This is a genomic window from Arcobacter sp. CECT 8989, assembly GCF_004116715.1.
Taxonomy (GTDB): Bacteria; Campylobacterota; Campylobacteria; order Campylobacterales; family Arcobacteraceae; genus Halarcobacter.
Genome location: NZ_PDKE01000004.1, coordinates 188,816 through 207,805 on the forward strand (window position 1 = coordinate 188,816; position 18,990 = coordinate 207,805).

Sequence of the window (18,990 nt, forward strand, 5' to 3'; positions counted from 1 at the left end):
GTATTATACCATACAAGTTTTATTTGCTAATAAGTCATTTAAAATTGAATGATTTAATGAATAATCAACTGCTAAGTCGATTAAGTGTACACCTTTAGAGTTTACACATTTTTCTAATGTTTCTTCAAACTCTTCACAAGATTCTGGTCTATAACCTTTAGCACCAAATGATTCTGCAAATTTAACAAAATCAGGGTTACCTAAATCAAGTCCGAAAGTATCGAATCCCATACCTGTTTGTTTCCATTTAATCATTCCATATGCGTTGTCATTTAGAATAATTACAGTTAAATCAAGTCCAAGTCTTACAGCTGTTTCCATCTCTTGGTCATTCATCATGAATCCACCATCACCACAAACTGCAACAACTTTAGAATCAGGATTTACCATTTTAGCTGCCATACCAGAAGGAAGTCCAGCACCCATAGTAGCAAGAGCATTATCTAATAATAGTGTGTTAGGCTTAGCACATCTATAGTTTCTTGCAAACCAGATTTTATAAACACCATTGTCAAGTGTTACGATATCATCATCACTAGTTAATGTTTGTCTAATAGTTCTAACTGCTCTTTGTGGTAAGATTGGGAATCTTGTATCACCAAAGTATTTAGAAAGTCTAGTTCTAATTTCATCTGCTAATCTTACATAGTAATCAAAGTCCCAGTGCTCTTGTTTAGAAATAGCATTTGTGATTTTTTCTATACTTGAAGAGATATCACCAACAACGTCTAATTGTGGGAAATAAGTATCATCTACTTCTGATGGGAAGAAGTTTACGTGTAATACTTTAGTAGCTCCTTCTTCATTTTCCATAAAGAATGGTGGCTTTTCAATTACATCGTGACCAACATTGATAATTAAGTCAGCTCTTTCAATTGCACAGTGAATAAAGTCATCTTTAGATAATGCAGCAGTTGATAAACATAATTTGTGGTTTTCATCAACAACACCTTTACCCATTTGAGTAGAGAAGAAAGGAATTCCAGTTTCATTAACGAACTCAGTTAATGCAGTAGAAATTTCATCTCTATTTGCAGCATTACCAATACATAATAATGGTCTTTTTGCTTTTTCAATCATTTTAACTGCGTCAGCAATAGCTTTTTTATGAGCAGTTGGGTATTGGAACTCTTGAACTGGATAGATGTTATCATCAATATCTTCTTCAGCAGAAATATCTTCAGGGAACTCAATGTGAACTGCACCTGGTCTTTCAGTAGTTGCAATTTTGAATGCTTCTCTTACAACTGAAGGAACATTGTTACCATTAACAATTTGCTTAGCATATTTTGTCATTGGTCTCATCATTCTAACGATATCAATAATTTGGAATCTACCTTGCTTAGATTTTTTAATTGGTTTTTGACCAGTAATCATAAGCATTGGCATAGCACCTAATTGTGCATATGCAGCAGCAGTAGCGAAGTTAGTAGCACCAGGCCCTAAAGTTGATACACATACACCAACTTTTCCAGTTAATCTACCATAAGTAGCAGCCATGAAACCTGCACCTTGCTCGTGTCTAGTTAAGATTAATTTGATTTTGTCTGATTTTCTTAGTGCTTCTAGTAAGTCTAGATTCTCTTCTCCAGGAATACCAAATATGTACTCAACACCTTCATTTTCTAACGCCTTAATAAATAAATCTGATGCGTTCATCTTATCTCCAATTTTTTTAATTAAATATTTATGAAAGTTTCCCACATTTTGATTTAAACAGTTGTTAATCATTATGATTATTTCTTAAGTTTCACATTTTTTTTTATAAGTGCGAATATTCGACACAATCGTTTCTGTATTATTATAATAAGTTTAAAGAAAGAGATTAGAGTAGTATTATAATTCTTTGGAGGAAAAAGCCTAAAAAGATGAGATATTAAATCTCACCTTTAATGCTTTTAAGGTCTTCTATCTTGTTTAAGTAATTGGCTTTTTTAGAGCTTACGAACTCAATTCTATCTTCATTGATTTCTAAATATTGATTTTTTGAATATTGGATGATTTTATAAAGATAGTTTCTTTTTGAAGTTAAGAAATCTTCAATTTTTTCAAATCCAAAATTTGCTTTTAATTTTGTAAGAATTTCATCTTCCCTTGGATGATATACATTAAATCTTGCAGGTTCTTTTTCATATAAAGCAACTGATTCTGCAATTTGCTGTTCAAAGTGTGCAATTGTAGCTTGTGTTGTTTGGATATATGAGTAAGATAAAGCACCATTAAAGTATGCGAATTTTTTTCTTAGAGCTGAAATGTTTTCTAAAATTGCACGGTGGAAAGACCTTAATACATTTTCATAAACTTTAGCTGCAAAGTGTCTAGTTGTTGAAAACTCAGAGTCTGAAGCAATTTCTCTATGCTTTTTAATAAGTTCATATGGCTCTTGCCATCTATGAATTCTTTGTTTAATTTCTCTATAAACATTTCTAAATGCTTCATCACTTGCTAACTCAACTTCTTTTAACTGTTTGATTGCCCTTTTAAACATTTTATCAATTGTTTGGTCATCATAGAAAAGGTTTTTATAAACATTATCACTATCAATCCAGTATGTTTCATACTCGATTTTTTCAAAGGAGTCTTTATTTAAAAAACCACCTTTTTCTTCATATCTATATGCTTTTTGTTTTTTGATATTTTTAAATGTTTCATGGGCCATTTTTTCCATAATTGATTCAAGTGAGTTGTAGATTGTAAATAACTCTTTTGAATAAGTTTTATGAATATTTTCAAAGGCATCAAGAATATCAGTTTCTGCTTCTTTTAAAATCTCACATAAAGAGTCATAAACTCCAATAATAGTCTCATACTCTTTTACTAAAATATCGCAGATACCTTTTAAATCTTTTTTAATAGCATACTCTTTAGCCTCTGCTGCTTGGGGTCTAATAGTGTTTTCAATAAAATCAAGAACCTCTTGAATATTTGATTCTTCAAGTAGTTTTGTATTATCTGTATTATCAACAGCATTGATTTTATCAATAGCTTCTTGGTACTTGTTAAACTCTTCTTCAAAGCTTCTTAGAGTTTGAATTCGGCTATCTTTTAAGTCTTTTTTGAAGTTTTCTATTAGCTTTTCTTGTTGAGTTTCTACTAAAATATCTTTGTGTGCAGCCCTTGATTCAAGTGCCATTTTAGCTGAGATTGGAGTAACTTGTGCAAAGTATTTAGAGAACTTATCTTTAATATAGTTCGTGGTAGTTTCAATTTGCTCTTGGCTAAATTTATCTTTTTGATTAAGTACACAAAGAGATTTATTTTTAAAGTGCTCCATATACTCTTCAAGTACTTCTGCTTCAGACATTTTTCCTGCATTATCAATAAGTGTAAGCCAAATAATTCCACCAACATCTCTTAATACTCTTCTTGTCGTGTCTGTATCACTTTGAGATTGAGAGTTTAGGCCTGGAGTATCAACAAAAGAGATATCTTTTAAGATATCCATTGGAGCATAAAGTGTTAGATATTTAATATCTGCCATTTCATGTTGTCTTTGGTCTGTAAAGTCTGCAATTGACTCAATAGGAGCATACTCATGAGCTCCTGAGTAGTAAGTGATTTTTAATTTATATTCATCACCATAATTAATAAAGTTTACTTTAGAAGTAACAGGAGTGATACCTGTAGGTAAAATATTTCTTGAAAGTAGGGCATTTAAAAATGTTGATTTACCAGAAGAGAATTGTCCAGTAATAGCAACTTCCATTGGATATCTTGACCTTCTAATTTGCTTATCTAAAATACTTTTTAGCTGAATAGATGGGTGAAACTTTTCATCTAAAAGTCTATCTTTAACTTTTTTTATATCACCAACTAGACCTTCTTCATATTCAATCTCAATTGATTTGTTATATGTATCATTGAATTCTTTTACAAAACTACTTAATATACTCATTATTTAAGTCCTTTGTTTATAGCATCTAGCTTTTTGATTTTTTTGTGAATTTCAATTGTTAATTCATCTTTATTAGCTTCATTCTCTTCAAAGTTAGCAATTCTATCTTGAAGTGATTTTTCATCTTTTTTTAGTTTGTGTTCAAATACTTTAAGAGGTTCTTCAATTTGTGCAAAGAAGTTTTCAATTAGTGTTTGAGATACATCTTTTGCTTTATGAAGAATATTTGTTTCTATTGAAGAAAACTCTTCTTTTATAAATGATTCAATATTAGTGTTTAAGTCATTTAATTTATTTGCTTTACTTTTTGAAACTTCATTTGTGATTTTTGAAACTAAAACTTCATTTGAAGAAGTTAAGAATCCAGCTTTAAAGTCATCTTGGAAAAACCCTCTTGCATCAAAGTTATCATTTTTGTGACCAATAACAAAACCTAGGTCTTGATATTTTTGCTCACAAACTTCACCAATACTTTGAGATTTTTTGATAAATTTATATCTATAATCTCTGATAATATCAATAATCCCATCTTTAATTGCAGTTTCAACTATTGTTTTTACCCTTGAACTTGGAGGTCTTTTTTTAGTTTTTTCAAAAGAGTATTTAACATCATTGTAAACTCTTTGTCTAATTACATTTTGAAGCTCTATTAGTTCAGTATTTAAAAAAGTTTCTAAAGTTTCTAAATATGATTTTGCATCATTTTTATATAAAGATATATCCTCTTTTAAACTTGTAAAGATTCTTTTATTTGTGTCTTTTTTCTGATTAAACTCTTCTAGGTCAGCTTCAAGTTCTTCTTTTGACTTTGAAAGTAATACTAGTTCATAATTAAAAGATTTAATCTCTTTTTCTATTGTTTTTTGAACTTGTGATTTAGCACTTTTTATAATAAGTTCTGATTTATTTGAACCAGTTCCAAATAGTGTTTCATGCAGATAATTTTCAATCTCTAAAATACCAGTATCTTCAATATTATATCCAGCATTAATTGCTTCTTGTGCTCTTCCTGTTCTATGAAGTAGAGCCATTTTCCCTGAGATAGGAATAAATTTAATACTATTTAAAATATAGTCTAGCTTACTATCTTTATTTTGAGCTCTTAATTGATTCTCTATAGAAGTTTTTGTGTAGTTAATAACTTCTTCAAGTTGCTCTTTAGAAACTGTATCAGCTCTTGTAATTACAACTAATAGTTTTGTAACATTTTGGTAAAGTAGGGCATCAATAATAAACTCAACATCTTTTAGTGTAGCACTTTGAGATACATTCATAAGGTGAAGCATTAAATCACACTGAGATAAATACTCTTTAGTAATCTCTTCCCTTTGAATAACTGGGTCATCTAATCCTGGAGTGTCAACAATTTCTATACCTTCTTTTAAAAAGTCTAAGTCTGATTTTAACTCTACATATTTTACAAGATTACATTTTTTACCACTAGCTTCTGCTGATGTGAATTTTGCAAGATTATTTATATCAACTTTTTCACTTACTGATTCTTCTTTGATTAAATTATCTAACTCATCTTTGAAAATAGATTTTGTCTCTTTTACAAAATCTGCAATTGATTCTATTTGTTGAGCTGATGATTCAATTCTATCCCACTCATTTTTATTCCAATAAAATACATTTGCTTCTGGTTTCCCATGTTTTACAATAGTTAAGTTTGCTGTTTCAGGAACAACTGCACTTCCAAGAATCTCTTGTCCCATAAGTGCATTTAACATTGTAGATTTACCAGCATTCATAACACCAGTAATTCCTATAGAGAACTTTTGATTTCCTAGGTAGTCTTGTGTACCACTTAACTCATTTATAAAGTCATCAGTTTTAAATAGTTTTTTTAAATCACTAATTGTATTTTCTAAAATAGATTTAGCTTCTTTAAATGGGATTTTTTCTTTTTCCAAAGAGTCATCTAAATTATCAATCTCTTTATTTTCAGCAAGTTCTTCAGGGTCAAAAAGTGAAATTAAAATTTTACAAGAAGATTTTTCAATAATGTTTTCATCTTTTAAATATTCAAATGCTCTATGTAGTTTTTCTAGGTGAACATTTTTTGTATCTACTTTAAGTGAATCAAGTAAGCAGTGTTGTAGTTGGTAGATGTCATCTAAAGTTTTAACTTCTTTGTTTGTAACTTTTGCAACAAGTTCATTAAAACTATCTAGTGAAATATATTTTTCATAATCTTTTCTAGTAGCACAAAGTACTAAAGCAGTAATATCAAAAAAATCATCTTGGCTTTTATTATCAATGGTTCCAAAAGTAGTTGTTTGCTCTATATGTTTCCCATGATAAAGTAAGAAGTAATCATTTGCTAATCCCATGCATATCTCCTAAAATATAAAAAGTTAATTACTCCAACGAATAATTAACTTTTTATAGGGGGATTAAAAAGAGGGAAGACCCTCTTTTTATTATCTTAGTGCTACTAGTTTTCTTCTTAAGTAAGCAATTTTATTTTGTAGTGGTAAGTGTTTTGGACAGTGGTCTTCACAAGCCATTAATGACATACAACCAAAGATACCATCATCATCACCAATTAATTCATAGAAATCTTCTGCAGTTCTCTTATCATGAGGGTCAACTTCAAATCTTGCAACTCTGTTTAATCCAACAGGTCCAACGAAGTTTGGTCTCATAAGCATAGTACCACAAGATGCAACACAAATACCACACTCAATACATCTATCAAGCTCAAAAGTTTCATTTGCTACATCTGGATCGATTCTTTCTTCCATTTTAGAAATATCAGTTTCTTCACCATTATCAACAATCCAAGATTTAACTCTCTTAGACATACCATCCATCCATTTACCAGTATTAACTGATAAATCTTTGATAAGTTCGAATGCTGGCATTGGCATTAATTTAAGTGATCCACTTGGGTAGTTAGCAGTAAGTGTTCTACAAGCAAGTGCAGGTTTACCATTTACTACCATACCACAAGAACCACAAATACCAGCTCTACATACGAAGTCAAAAGATAAATCTGGGTCTAACTCTTCTCTAATTTTAGTAAGAGCAATAAAAAGAGTCATTCCTGGAGTCTCTTCTAATTTATAATCTACGAAGTGAGGTTTAGAAACCTTACTTCTTGGATTAAATTTAAGAACTGATATAGTTATTTCTCTACCTTTTTCAACGCTCATTATTTATCTCCTAATCTTTCGTTTTTCTCTTTATAGTTCATAGGTAATTCAAATGGCATTAATGCGTCTTGAATTTCATGTCTATCTTTACCTTCTGCTTCAAGTTTTTCTCTTATTGAGTCAACTTCATCTTGTCTTTTTGCAGAAAGTTCATTTTCAATAATCATACCCTTAGCACCATAACCTCTAAATGCTGGAGGCATTTCCATTGTCATAATATCTAAGTCAGCATACTCAATTGTAGGCTCAATATCATTTGCATTTGGCCAAGTACATAAAGTTCTGTTCATCCAGTTAGCATCATCTCTTTTTAGATAATCTTCTCTATAGTGTGCACCTCTAGACTCAGTTCTATCTCTTGCACCTTTAGCTACACATAATGCAACTTTTAACATTTTTGGAACTCTATATGCTTCTTCAAGTTCTGGGTTACCAGCTCTTTCTTTAGATTTAACAGTGATTTGTTTAGTTTTAACTAATAAATCTTTTAACTCTTCAACAGCTTCTGCTAAAGGTTCACCAGATCTAAAGATACCAACTTTCTCATCCATTAATTCTTGCATTCTTCTTTTAATTTTGAAGATGTCTTCATTTCCAGAGTAAGCTAAAATTTCATCTAAATATGCATCTTGTGCATCTAAGAATTTTTGAACTGTAGCTGTAGGGATTGTAACATCATTAGCTAAACAGTAATCAGCAAAGTAGTTACCAATAATCATACCAGCAACAACTGTTTCAGATACTGAGTTTCCACCAAGTCTGTTGAATCCATGCATATCCCAACAAGCAGCTTCACCACAAGCAAATAAACCATTTAATCTTGTAGACTCACCAGTTGGTTTAGTTCTAATTCCACCCATTGAGTAGTGTTGCATTGGAAGTACTGGAGCCCAACCTTTTTTACCTTCGTCAGCTGGATCAATACCATTAAAGATTTGACAAATTTCTTGTACATCTCTTAAGTTCTTTTCAATATGCTCTCTACCAAGAATAGAAATATCTAACCACACGTGATAACCATATGGAGAAGGTACACCTTTACCATTTCTAATGTGCTCAATCATTCTTCTAGAAACAACGTCTCTTGATGCAAGCTCTTTTTTCTCTGGCTCATAATCAGGCATAAATCTGTGACCGTCAACATCTCTTAGGATACCACCATCACCTCTACATCCTTCTGTTAATAAAATACCAGATGGAACAATTGGAGTTGGGTGGAACTGTACAGCTTCCATATTAGAAAGTGTTGCAATACCAGTTTCAAGTGCAATAGCAGCACCTGTACCTTCACAAATTACAGCATTTGTTGTTTGTCTAAATACTCTTCCATATCCACCAGTTGCAATACAAGTTCCCTTTGCAACATAAGCTTCTAATTCACCAGTAATTAAATCTCTAACGATAGCACCATAACATCTTCCATCTTCGTGGATTAATGATAATGCTTCTTTTCTATCTCTAATGTCAACATCATGTTTTAAAGCTTCATTTGCAACACCAAATAACATTGTATGTCCTGTTGCATCAGCTGTATAACATGTTCTCCATTTTTTAGTACCACCAAAGTCTCTTGAGTGGATTAATCCATGTCTCTCTTCTTCTTCAGTAATAGTTGTTTTCTTAGCATTAATAATAGCTTCTCTTGAACCTGCTTTAACTCTAGTCCAAGGCACACCCCATGATGCTAATTCTCTAATTGCTTTTGGTGCAGTATGTACGAACATTCTTGCAACAGTTTGATCACATCCCCAGTCAGAACCTTTTACAGTATCTGCAAAGTGTAAATCTTCATTATCTCCATCAGACATCTTTGAGTTACCTAAAGAAGCTTGCATACCACCTTGAGCAGCAGCACTATGAGATCTTTTAACAGGAACTAATGATAAAACGATAGTACTTAATCCCTTTTTTTGTGCAGCAACAGCAGCTCTAAGTCCAGCTAATCCTCCACCAATAACTAATGAATCACAGTAATTAATTTTCATATTATGCTAGCCTCCCTGTATTATCTAATTGCATAACTTGTGCAGTTGGAACATATCTTTCTCCAACTTTTCCAGCTTGTGCATTTTCATAACCTATTTTCATGTATGCTGCAAGTGTAGCAAATCCTAAAATTAAGAAGAACCATGTTAATGATTTTTTCCATGCTTTCAGTTTTTTTCTAGTTGCTCTTGGATCATCACCATCGAACCATCCCCATTTAACAGCTAATCTATATAATCCAATTGTTCCATGGAATTCAACAGCTAATAATAGTAAGATATATAATGGCCACATCCACTCAGACCATACTCTATCCGCAGATGCGTAAGGACCAATCTCCGCAGAGTGTGTCATAATGATATATAAGTGTACAGAACCTAAGAAGAACATAGCAAAACCAGTAAATGCTTGGATAAACCAAAGCTTAGTATCTTCATGTCCCATGTTATCAGCGTGAGCTTTCATAACTTGGTATTGTTTGAAGTTACCTGGTAACTTTCTCATACCTAAAGCAGCGTGTGTAATAAATACTACAAATATTACAAATGCAGCAATTGAAACTAAAATTGGGCTTCCTCCCTCAATTATGAAGCTAGCCTCTAAAAATTTAGTTACAGAGTACATAAAGTCTTTACTAATTAAAATAGAAGACACAAGTAACATATGTCCCCACATAAAAAGACCAAGGAAAAGTCCAGTTGCACTTTGAACATAGTCAAGTTTTGCTGGTACTCTACTTTTCTTTCTCTCTACAGTCTTCCCTAAATAACCTTCTATTAGGTCACTCATTTGACATCCTTTCTAGTGATTTTGATTTTATATGAATAGCATTATAATAGCGAAAATGTCCTTATAGTGGGCTACAGCGTAGTTGTTTGGAATGTACAATTATTGTGCAAAATATATGGGGTAGAAATAAAAAAGCCCTATTTCTAGGGCTTTTCATTTTTTTGTTGAAAGAAGTAGAATTTTAAAAAATCATACGAGTATGTTACCTATTAACACATCATGATTTAATAAATAATGATTGAATCGCAATTTGCGTCATTTCAATCAGTGTATCGATATTCAATGCTGGAATAAAGAACACAATTGCTGAACCAATACCACCAACAATAGTAATAATAGCTAAGAATGCGATTGCATAAGTAGATACTCTTTTATCGTTGAAGTCATTGTCCATACACTCTTCTTTAGTAGGGTAGAAGTACATCATTGCAATAAGTTTAAAGTAGTAGTAAACTGAAATAAATGTTGCAACAATTGCAAGTACTGCTAATAAAATATATCCTGCATTAATAGCTTCTGTAAATACATAGAATTTACCGATGAAACCAATTGTTGAAGGAATACCAGCAAGTGAGAATAAGAAAATAGTCATCATTGCTGCTAAATATGGTCTTTCTTTTGCTAAACCTTTGAAATCATCGTATGTAACTCTTACTTTAGTCTCAGAGATAATATGAGAGATGATACCAAATGACCCAAGTGCAGATAAAAGGTAAGCAATTAGATAGAACACTGTTGCATATGCTGCATGAATGTTTTGTCCAAGAGCAATAAATGCTAATAATAAATAACCTGTATGTACAATCGAAGATGCTGCAAGCATTCTTTTAACAATATTTTGTGTAATTGCAAGCCATGTACCAAATACAAGTGTAAAGATAATAATAACATACATGATTGAATCCCAGAAGTCAATCATTGGTGCGATATCTTGTAATACTGCTCTTAAGAAGAAAGAGAATATAGCAATTTTAAATGTAGATGCCATATATGCAGTAATAATCATTGGCGCACCTCTATATACATCTAGTACCCAAGATTGGAATGGGAAGGCTGCAATTTTAAATAGGAATGTAAATAAAATTAGCGTTAAACCAATGTATAATAAAGCCATATCTTCATTTGAGTGAGCTGAAATATAAGCTGCAATTTCTGTTAAGTTTGTAGTAGCAGTTGCACCATAAACTAAAACAACACCTAATAAGTAGAACGCTCCAATGAAAGAACCTAACACTAAGTATTTGAAAATTGCTTCAACCCTTTTGCTATCTTCACTATTGTAACCAACCATTACATATACAGCAAATGAAGCAATTTCAAGTGCGATAAATGCAGTTACAAGTTCATTAGCATTTGCTAATAACATCATACCAAATAGAGCAAATAGAAGGATTGAGAAGAACTCACCTTTAAAGTACTCTTTTGATCTGAAATAGTTTTCACCAATTAATAGTGTTAATAATGTACCTAAAATAAGTAAGATGTTAAAGAAGTTTGAGAACGAGTCAAAAATTAAAACATCATTGAAAATATTATTGTACGGTCTTAATGCAAATGAATCACCTAATGGAATTAAGCTTAAAATTAATGCAATAATTAATAAAACCGACGAAACAGTGATGTATTGTTTCGTATTAAACTTTTCTTCGTACATACTCATAAACATTACACCAACAGCTGATAGTAAAATTAATGAAACTGGTAATATGTGTATTAATTCATTCATTTTGCTGCTCCAATATGTAAAATGTCATTTAAGTAGTGAGTTACAGTTGGCTCAAACTTATCAATGAAAATATCAGGGTAAATACCCATTAAGAATACAAGAATAACCCATGGAGCTAAACCAACAATCTCTTTGATTTTTAAATCTCTGAATTTAAGAGCTTCACCTTCTCTATCTTGTAAAATTGCTCTTTGGAACATCCATAACATATATGAAGCACCAATAATAACTGTAAGAGCTGAAATATATCCTAGTGTATGGTTAAATTCGTAAATACCAAAGATAATTAATAACTCTGATACGAAACCATTTGTTCCAGGAAGCCCTACGTTTGCAAATAACATAATTGCAAAGATAGTTGTAAAGATTGGAGACTGTTTTGCTAATCCACCTAAATCTTTAATTGTTTTGTATCCTGTTTCATCATGGATAATACCAACAAGTAAGAATAGTGCACCAGTTGCAATTGCGTGAGCAATGATTAAATATAATGCACCATTAATACCAAAGGCATTTAATGAGAAGATACCTGCTGCAATGAAACTTAAGTGTGATGCAGAAGAGTATGCAAACATTCTTTTAATATCATCTTGCATAAGTGCCGCAACACCAAAGTAAACAAGACCAAATAAACCAATAAATACAAACCATGATGAGAACTCAACATAAATCTCTGGGAAAATAGGAATTAAGAATCTAACGATTGCATAAACACCTAATTTTGCCATGATTGATGATAATAAGAATACTGCACCAGTAGGAGCATTTTTATATGTTTCCATAATCCATGTATGTAATGGGAAAATTGGAATCTTAATAGCAAACGCAGAAAGGAATGCTAAAAATAACCAAATCTTTTCGTTATATGATAATGATGTAATTTGAGTTAATGAATCATATTGGAATGACCAAGAACCAAATTCAGCATGATATGTAACTCCTAGGTAAAGCATTGCAACAAACATAAAAAGTGAACCAAGCATAGTATATACTGTTACTTTAATTGTTGTGAATACTTTATCTCCAAATCCATAAATACCAATCATTAAGAATACTGGTAATAACATAACTTCCCAGAAGAAGTAGAATAAAATTACATCTAATGCTAATAGTGAACCAGTAACACCTGCTTGTACTAATAGCATATTAATCCAGTAACCTTTAGTTCTACCTTCCCATAATAGAAGATATGCTGTAGGAATTAAAATAGCAATCATCATTAAAATAGTTAAAGAGAAACCATCAACACCAATGTAGTAGTTAATACCATAAGAAGCAATCCATGGAACATTTGTAACGAACTGCATACCTGCACTTGGTTCAAACTCAATATAAAGTTTTAATACAAGTGCTAAGATAACTGTTGTTGTTAAAAATGCAATGTTTCTAACTGTTTCTACATGCTTAGTAGTAATCATTAAACCAAATGCTACTACTGCTGGTAAAAATATAATAAACGATAAAATATCTGCACTCATATTACAATCCTAAAGAAATATATAAATAGATAAACACAGCACTCATACCTACAAGCATGAACGCAGCATAAAATCTTACATTAGCATTTTGAATAGTTGCAACTTTTTTACCAAACTGAACAAATTGTTCACAAGTTGACATGATAAATCCATCAATGATTTTGGAATCTAAGATTTTATCAATGAAAGATGATATTTTTTTAGAGAATTGAACAAATACTAAGTCATAGAATTCATCTACATAGAATTTATTAGCAATAATACCTTTTTCATCTTCTGGTTTGTAAACATCAAAGTTTGCGTATTTTTTGTATGCAACAAAAATACCTGTTACTGCTACTAAAATAGATGCAGCCATTAAAATGTACTCAGTTGTGTGAGACATATGAATTTTTATAGAGTTAGTTTGTGCTAACCACGTATCAACTAAATGTGAACCACCAAAGATAGCTGGGAAGTTTAAAAACCCTGCAAATACTGCTCCAACTGCTAAAACTAATAGTGGGAAAGTAATTGTTTTTGATGTGTAAACATAAGGAACTGTTTCTTTATTTGGTGCAACGAATACAACAAAGTAAAGTCTAAACATATAGAATGCTGTTAAGAATGCAGTAAACATTCCAATTCCCCAAATTAAGTATTCACCCTCTTGGAAAGCTGCAGCTAAAATTGCATCTTTAGAGAAGAAACCTGAAAATGGTGGGATACCAGCAATAGCAATAACACCAATTAAGAATGTAAACTTAATAATTGGAAGTTGTGCTCTATGTTGTGCAATTTTAAAGATATTTTGTTCGTGGTGTAAGGCAATAATAATACCACCAGCACCCATGAATAACATAGCCTTAAAGAATGCATGTGTAAATACGTGGAATAGTCCTGAACTATAGAATCCTAAACCAACTGCAATAAACATATATCCTAATTGAGACATAGTTGAGTATGCAAGAATCTTTTTAATATCTTGTTGTCTTGTTGCAATAACTGCTGCAAGTAATGCAGAGAATGCACCAATATAAGCAATAAAGATACCAATCTCTTCAACTCCTGCATATAAGAAGTGGAATCTTGCAACCATATATACACCAGCTGTTACCATTGTAGCTGCGTGAATAAGTGCTGAAATCGGAGTTGGTCCTGCCATCGCATCTGGAAGCCATACATATAATGGAACCTGTGCTGATTTACCCATAGCACCAACGAATAATAAGAATCCAGATAATGCTAATAATCCAGTTGAAGCATTTGCAATGTTAGCTTCAAGTGAAGAGAAGCTTAAATCTACTTGTCCAAGTGCAAAGAATAAAGTAACGATACCTAATAAGAATCCAAAGTCACCAACTCTATTTGCAATAAATGCTTTATTACCAGCAATAACATTTTCTTTATCACCATAGTAGAATGCAATTAGTAAGTATGAACAAACTCCAACACCTTCCCATCCAATGAAAAGAATTACTGGGTTATCTGCAAGTACTAAAATTAACATTGATGCTAAGAAAAGGTTGAAATAAGCAAAGAATTTACCAAAACCTTTATCTCCTGTCATATAACCAATTGCATAGATGTGAATTAACCATCCAACAAAAGTTACAAACATTGACATAAAGATAGCTAGGTTGTCACCTAAGAATGCCATAGTAATATTTAAATCACCAATATTTACCCAAGTAAATAGTTCTTGCTTAAATGTTACACCACCATCTACCATATCTAAGAATAGACTTAGTGTAATTAAAAATGCAATTAGTGGAGTACCTGTACCAATAATTGAAAATAGTGTTTCAGATACTGGCTTTCTTTTTACATGGTAAAAATATAATCCACCATTTAAGATTGCACCAACTAATGGAGCAATAATAATCCAAACTAACAGTGAAGTATCCATCATGACTTCTCTCCTTGTGTTAGTGTTGTAAAGATATCAGTATCTAGAGACTTCTTAGTTCTAAATAATAAAATGATTACAGATAAGAAAATTGCTGCTTCTGCTGCTGCAATTGAGATAACCATAACTGTAATAATTTGTGGGTCCATATTAAAATGATATCTTGCAAATGTTATAAGGAAAAGTGCAATTCCATTTAACATAAGTTCTATTGACATATAAATAACAAAGATATTTCTTCTAGCAATTACACCTATAACACCAATAGAAAAAAGAATCATAGAGACAAAAGCATAAGATGTTAAACTAATCATGCATTCTCCTTATTCGATTTTTTTCTTTTTGCTAAAACAATTGAACCAACAAGCGCAACTAATAGAAGAATTGAAATCAATTCGAATGCTAAAATCCAATCATTATATAAAAGTTGTCCAATTGGTTTAATATCACCAAAAGTACTATCCGCAACAATATTCATATCTGCTTCTGGAAGCTTTGATACTGCTTTTAAAATAACTACATTAAAAGGAATCATTATTGCTGCACCAATTCCTATTAAAAGATACTTCTTAGGTTCTTTTGGAAGATGCTCATCTTTAATGTTAAGAAACATAAGTAAGAATAGAATCAGTGTCATAATTGCACCAGCATAAACAATAATTTGTACCATAAACAAGAATGTTGCATTTAATAGTGCAAATAGACCAGCTACAGCTAAAATAGAAATTAATAGTCCAAGTGCTGAGTACATTGGTTTTCTAAAAAAAAGCATCATTACTGCACCAAGTACAGCAAAAATACTAAGTGCTACAAATATTAAATCACTCATCATCAAAATCCTTTGATCTTTCATTGCTCATTAGGTACTTTTTATCAACAACGAAATCTTCTCTTTTATCACCTGTAAAACTAAAGATTCCAGTATCCATTCTAATAGCATCGCAAGGACAAGCTTCTACACAATATCCACAGTATACACACTCAAGAAGGTCAATTTTGAATTCTTTTGGTCTTTTTTCTGCAACACCGTCAAATCTCTCTTCTGCATCAATAAAAATACATTGAGCAGGACAAGCAGTAGCACACATATAACAAGCAACGCACTTTTCACTTTCGTCAGCCCATTTAGTTAGCCTATGAACTCCTCTGTATCTATCAGTGATATCATCAGGTTGAACTTCAGGGTACTGCATTGTTTTAAGATTTGAAACATCGCTCAAATTTTCTTTAAAGTGTCTAAAAGTAGTCTTCATACCACCCATAATAGCTGGGATATATAATCTATCTTTTAGAGACTTTCCGTGTCTTTCTACAATTTTAATTCCCATATTAACTTCCTGTCACAACAATAAATGTTGCTGTAATTACAATATTTAATATCGCTAATGGAATAAGAACTTTCCATCCTAACATTTGTAATTGGTCATATCTAAATCTTAATAGAGTCCATCTAATCCAGATGAATACTAAGTTCATAAGTAAGAATTTAACTACAAATGTACCAATTTGGATAACAGCAGTTGCAATATTTACACCATTTTCACCAAGTCCTGTAACTAAGAACATAATTAAAACAGCAGAGATAACAATTGCAATTAACCAGAATCCTCTAATTAAAATATTCTTTTCTCTATGTCTTTTGTCATTAGCATCTAACCAATCATAGTTCTTGTTCATCCATTTAGCAAAAAGGTATGCTTTGATTGGTAATAAAATAACGATAGCTAAAATTACATAGTTGATGTTACTTTGAATTGTTGCTGTATCCATCCATGGAATATGATATCCACCTAGGAATAAAGTTACAATAATTGCAGACGATGCAGACATTGCAGCATATTCACCAACTTGGAAAAGACCAAATCTCATAGCAGAATACTCAGTATGATAACCAGCAACAATCTCAGACTCACCTTCAGCGATATCAAAAGGTGTTCTATTTGTTTCAGCAAATGCTGTAACAATAAAGATTAGTGCTGCTAATGGTTGCATAAAGATACCCCATGCTGGAATAACACTAAAGATTGTTCCACCTTGAGCTTGCACCATATCATTTAAATTAATTGAACCATATGTTAATAAAACAGATATAATAGATAATCCCATTGCTGCTTCATAAGAAATAACTTGTGCAGAAGCTCTAATACCACCTAATAAACCATATTTATTTTGAGATGAATATCCACCTAAGATAATACCAAATACAGATAATCCAGCAAATGCTAAGAACCACATAATTCCAAGTTGAGTTGGAATAGCTTGCATCATAAAACTTTCACCATCAATAACTAAGTTATCAGCGAAAGGAATAACTGCCATTGTTAAAAATGAACAGATAAATACAAGAGCTGGTGCAATTGTATAAAGGAACTTTTCCTTAATATGTGAAGGAGTGAAATCCTCTTTAAATACAAGTTTTAGCATATCTGCGATTGCTTGAATTAGACCACCAAGTCTAATTCCACCAATATCACATCTGTTTGGTCCTGTTCTATCTTGAATAAAACCAGCAACTCTTCTTTCCCACCAAACCATAATTGGAGTTGTTCCAACTGAAAGGATTTTAGCAAGAAGAATGTTTACTATAATAATTACTATTGCAGCTGTACTCATAGGCTACCTTTTTCAACCATAGATTTAATATGTTCAATAATTGAAGATACTGATTCCATTGGGTTATCTTTTTTAAGTTTAGAAATAACTTTTTGATTCTTACCTTCAAAGTTAATATAAGTACCACTTTTTTCATAGAATGATGAAATAGGAATAGCAACTTCAGATTTTGAAATTGTTAAACAGTTGTGTGAGAAACAACTAATTACAGTTTTACCTTCTAATAACTCTAAGTTTTGATCGAAGTAATTGTTATTTAATACAATTACTGTTTTAGCTTTTGCAATTTTATTTTTGAAGTCTTCTTCTGTTTCAATAATATTTAATTCTTTAAAAGATGCTCTGTTTGGACTTCTATCACTTTTTCTTAAGTAATCATCACCAAATGATTCATCAATATACTGTGGTGAATAACCAGTAATTTCACCTTTTACAGCTTGTGCTAACTTAATAGTATTTTGCATCTCTTCTAAAGAAAGTGATGGGTCTAATACAAAAAGAATATCTTTTTGCTCTGTTAAAGTTTTATATACTTTAGTAATTGTATTACTAAATTCTGTTTCTGTTGAGTCTACTAATGGAGTAGTAAATCTGTTTTCTTCTTCATTTTTATATGAAAGTCTACCTTCATCACAAATGAACCAACCGTTTACATCTCTATTTACTCTTGGTCTAAATCTAAAGATTTGGTCATCTTTATATTTCTCTTTTCTATGGTCAACATGGATATTACAACCCATTGAACAACCATTACAAATAGCATCAAAAGATTCCATAAACCAAACTCTTTGTTTAAATCTAAAGTCTTTAGATGTAAGTGCACCAACAGGACAAATATCTACAACATTCATTGCATATGGATTGCTAAGTGGTTTTCCTGGGAATGTACCAATTACAGAGTGGTCTGCTCTAGAAATAACACCAAGCTCATTTGTACCTGTGATTTCTGAACAGAATCTTACACATCTTGTACAAAGAACACATCTTTCTTGGTCTAACATTACGTTAGCACCTAGATCTACTCTTTTTCTTGCTGTTACTTTTTGATTTACATTTACTCTTGATTCATAGAAACCAGATTCCATGTAATAATCTTGCAGTTTACATTCACCTGCTTGGTCACATGTAGGGCAGTCAATTGGGTGATTGATAAGTTCAAGTTCTAGAATATCTCTTCTTACTTTTTCAATATTCTCACCTTTTGTTCTTACAATCATACCTTCTTTAACTGGAGTATCACACGCAATTTGAGGTCTTTTTTGACCTTCAATTTCTACCATACACATTCTACAGTTACCATCTTTACCTAGGGCTTGATGGTAACAAAAATGAGGAATATGGATATCTCGGTCTAAAAGAGTGTCTATCAAAAGACTCCCTTTTTCTGCCTCAATCTCATCCCCATTTACTGAAAATTTAACTAATTCACTCATAGTGCGTCATCTCCTTTTTTTGAC

At 31.6% G+C, this 18,990-nt stretch carries 14 protein-coding genes; all 14 read right to left on the reverse strand.

All coding sequences use genetic code 11. The features are described 5' to 3' along the window. Positions 1 to 3 precede the first annotated feature (3 nt). A complete protein-coding gene (locus CRV02_RS05780) occupies positions 4 to 1,659 on the reverse strand; it encodes an acetolactate synthase large subunit (RefSeq protein WP_129089530.1) in 1,656 nt (551 codons plus the stop codon). A 217-nt stretch (positions 1,660 to 1,876) separates the two neighbouring features. Continuing rightward, positions 1,877 to 3,895 carry a dynamin family protein gene (locus CRV02_RS05785; RefSeq protein WP_129089531.1) on the reverse strand — a complete coding sequence of 673 codons (2,019 nt, stop codon included), beginning with the start codon at positions 3,893 to 3,895 and terminating at the stop codon, positions 1,877 to 1,879. Then, positions 3,895 to 6,228: a dynamin family protein gene (locus CRV02_RS05790; RefSeq protein ID WP_129089532.1), complete on the reverse strand. Its 2,334-nt coding sequence runs from the start codon at positions 6,226 to 6,228 to the stop codon at positions 3,895 to 3,897. Before CRV02_RS05790 ends, CRV02_RS05785 begins: the two co-directional genes overlap by 1 nt. 90 nt (positions 6,229 to 6,318) lie before the next feature. Then, entirely contained in the window at positions 6,319 to 7,053 is a 735-nt protein-coding gene (locus CRV02_RS05795; RefSeq protein ID WP_129084664.1) for a fumarate reductase iron-sulfur subunit, read from the reverse strand. After that, positions 7,053 to 9,038, reverse strand: coding sequence for a fumarate reductase flavoprotein subunit (locus CRV02_RS05800; protein ID WP_129089533.1), 1,986 nt, complete (start codon positions 9,036 to 9,038; stop codon positions 7,053 to 7,055). Before CRV02_RS05800 ends, CRV02_RS05795 begins: the two co-directional genes overlap by 1 nt. Before the next feature lies 1 nt (position 9,039). After that, positions 9,040 to 9,828, reverse strand: coding sequence for a fumarate reductase cytochrome b subunit (locus CRV02_RS05805; RefSeq protein WP_129084666.1), 789 nt, complete (start codon positions 9,826 to 9,828; stop codon positions 9,040 to 9,042). A gap of 217 nt (positions 9,829 to 10,045) precedes the next feature. Further along, on the reverse strand, positions 10,046 to 11,554 hold the full coding sequence (locus CRV02_RS05810; RefSeq protein ID WP_129084667.1) for an NADH-quinone oxidoreductase subunit N: 1,509 nt from the start codon (positions 11,552 to 11,554) through the stop codon (positions 10,046 to 10,048). Continuing rightward, positions 11,551 to 13,032 carry a NuoM family protein gene (locus CRV02_RS05815; protein WP_129089534.1) on the reverse strand — a complete coding sequence of 494 codons (1,482 nt, stop codon included), beginning with the start codon at positions 13,030 to 13,032 and terminating at the stop codon, positions 11,551 to 11,553. The genes CRV02_RS05810 and CRV02_RS05815 overlap by 4 nt, the downstream gene beginning before the upstream one ends. Position 13,033: 1 nt before the next feature. Beyond that, the gene (gene nuoL, locus CRV02_RS05820; RefSeq protein ID WP_129089535.1) at positions 13,034 to 14,920 is read right to left on the reverse strand and encodes an NADH-quinone oxidoreductase subunit L; all 1,887 of its coding nucleotides are present in this window, start codon (positions 14,918 to 14,920) and stop codon (positions 13,034 to 13,036) included. Further along, positions 14,920 to 15,234 (reverse strand): NADH-quinone oxidoreductase subunit NuoK, encoded by a 315-nt coding sequence (gene nuoK / locus CRV02_RS05825; protein WP_129008480.1) that lies wholly within the window; start codon positions 15,232 to 15,234, stop codon positions 14,920 to 14,922. Before nuoK ends, nuoL begins: the two co-directional genes overlap by 1 nt. Then, entirely contained in the window at positions 15,231 to 15,749 is a 519-nt protein-coding gene (locus tag CRV02_RS05830; protein ID WP_129084670.1) for an NADH-quinone oxidoreductase subunit J, read from the reverse strand. Before CRV02_RS05830 ends, nuoK begins: the two co-directional genes overlap by 4 nt. Then, positions 15,742 to 16,248 carry an NADH-quinone oxidoreductase subunit I gene (locus CRV02_RS05835; protein WP_129089536.1) on the reverse strand — a complete coding sequence of 169 codons (507 nt, stop codon included), beginning with the start codon at positions 16,246 to 16,248 and terminating at the stop codon, positions 15,742 to 15,744. The genes CRV02_RS05830 and CRV02_RS05835 overlap by 8 nt, the downstream gene beginning before the upstream one ends. A gap of 1 nt (position 16,249) precedes the next feature. Beyond that, a complete protein-coding gene (locus tag CRV02_RS05840; protein ID WP_129089537.1) occupies positions 16,250 to 17,533 on the reverse strand; it encodes a complex I subunit 1 family protein in 1,284 nt (427 codons plus the stop codon). Further along, complete coding sequence (locus tag CRV02_RS05845) at positions 17,530 to 18,966, reverse strand: 2Fe-2S iron-sulfur cluster-binding protein (protein WP_129089538.1); 1,437 nt, start codon at positions 18,964 to 18,966, stop codon at positions 17,530 to 17,532. Before CRV02_RS05845 ends, CRV02_RS05840 begins: the two co-directional genes overlap by 4 nt. Positions 18,967 to 18,990: the final 24 nt, after the last annotated feature.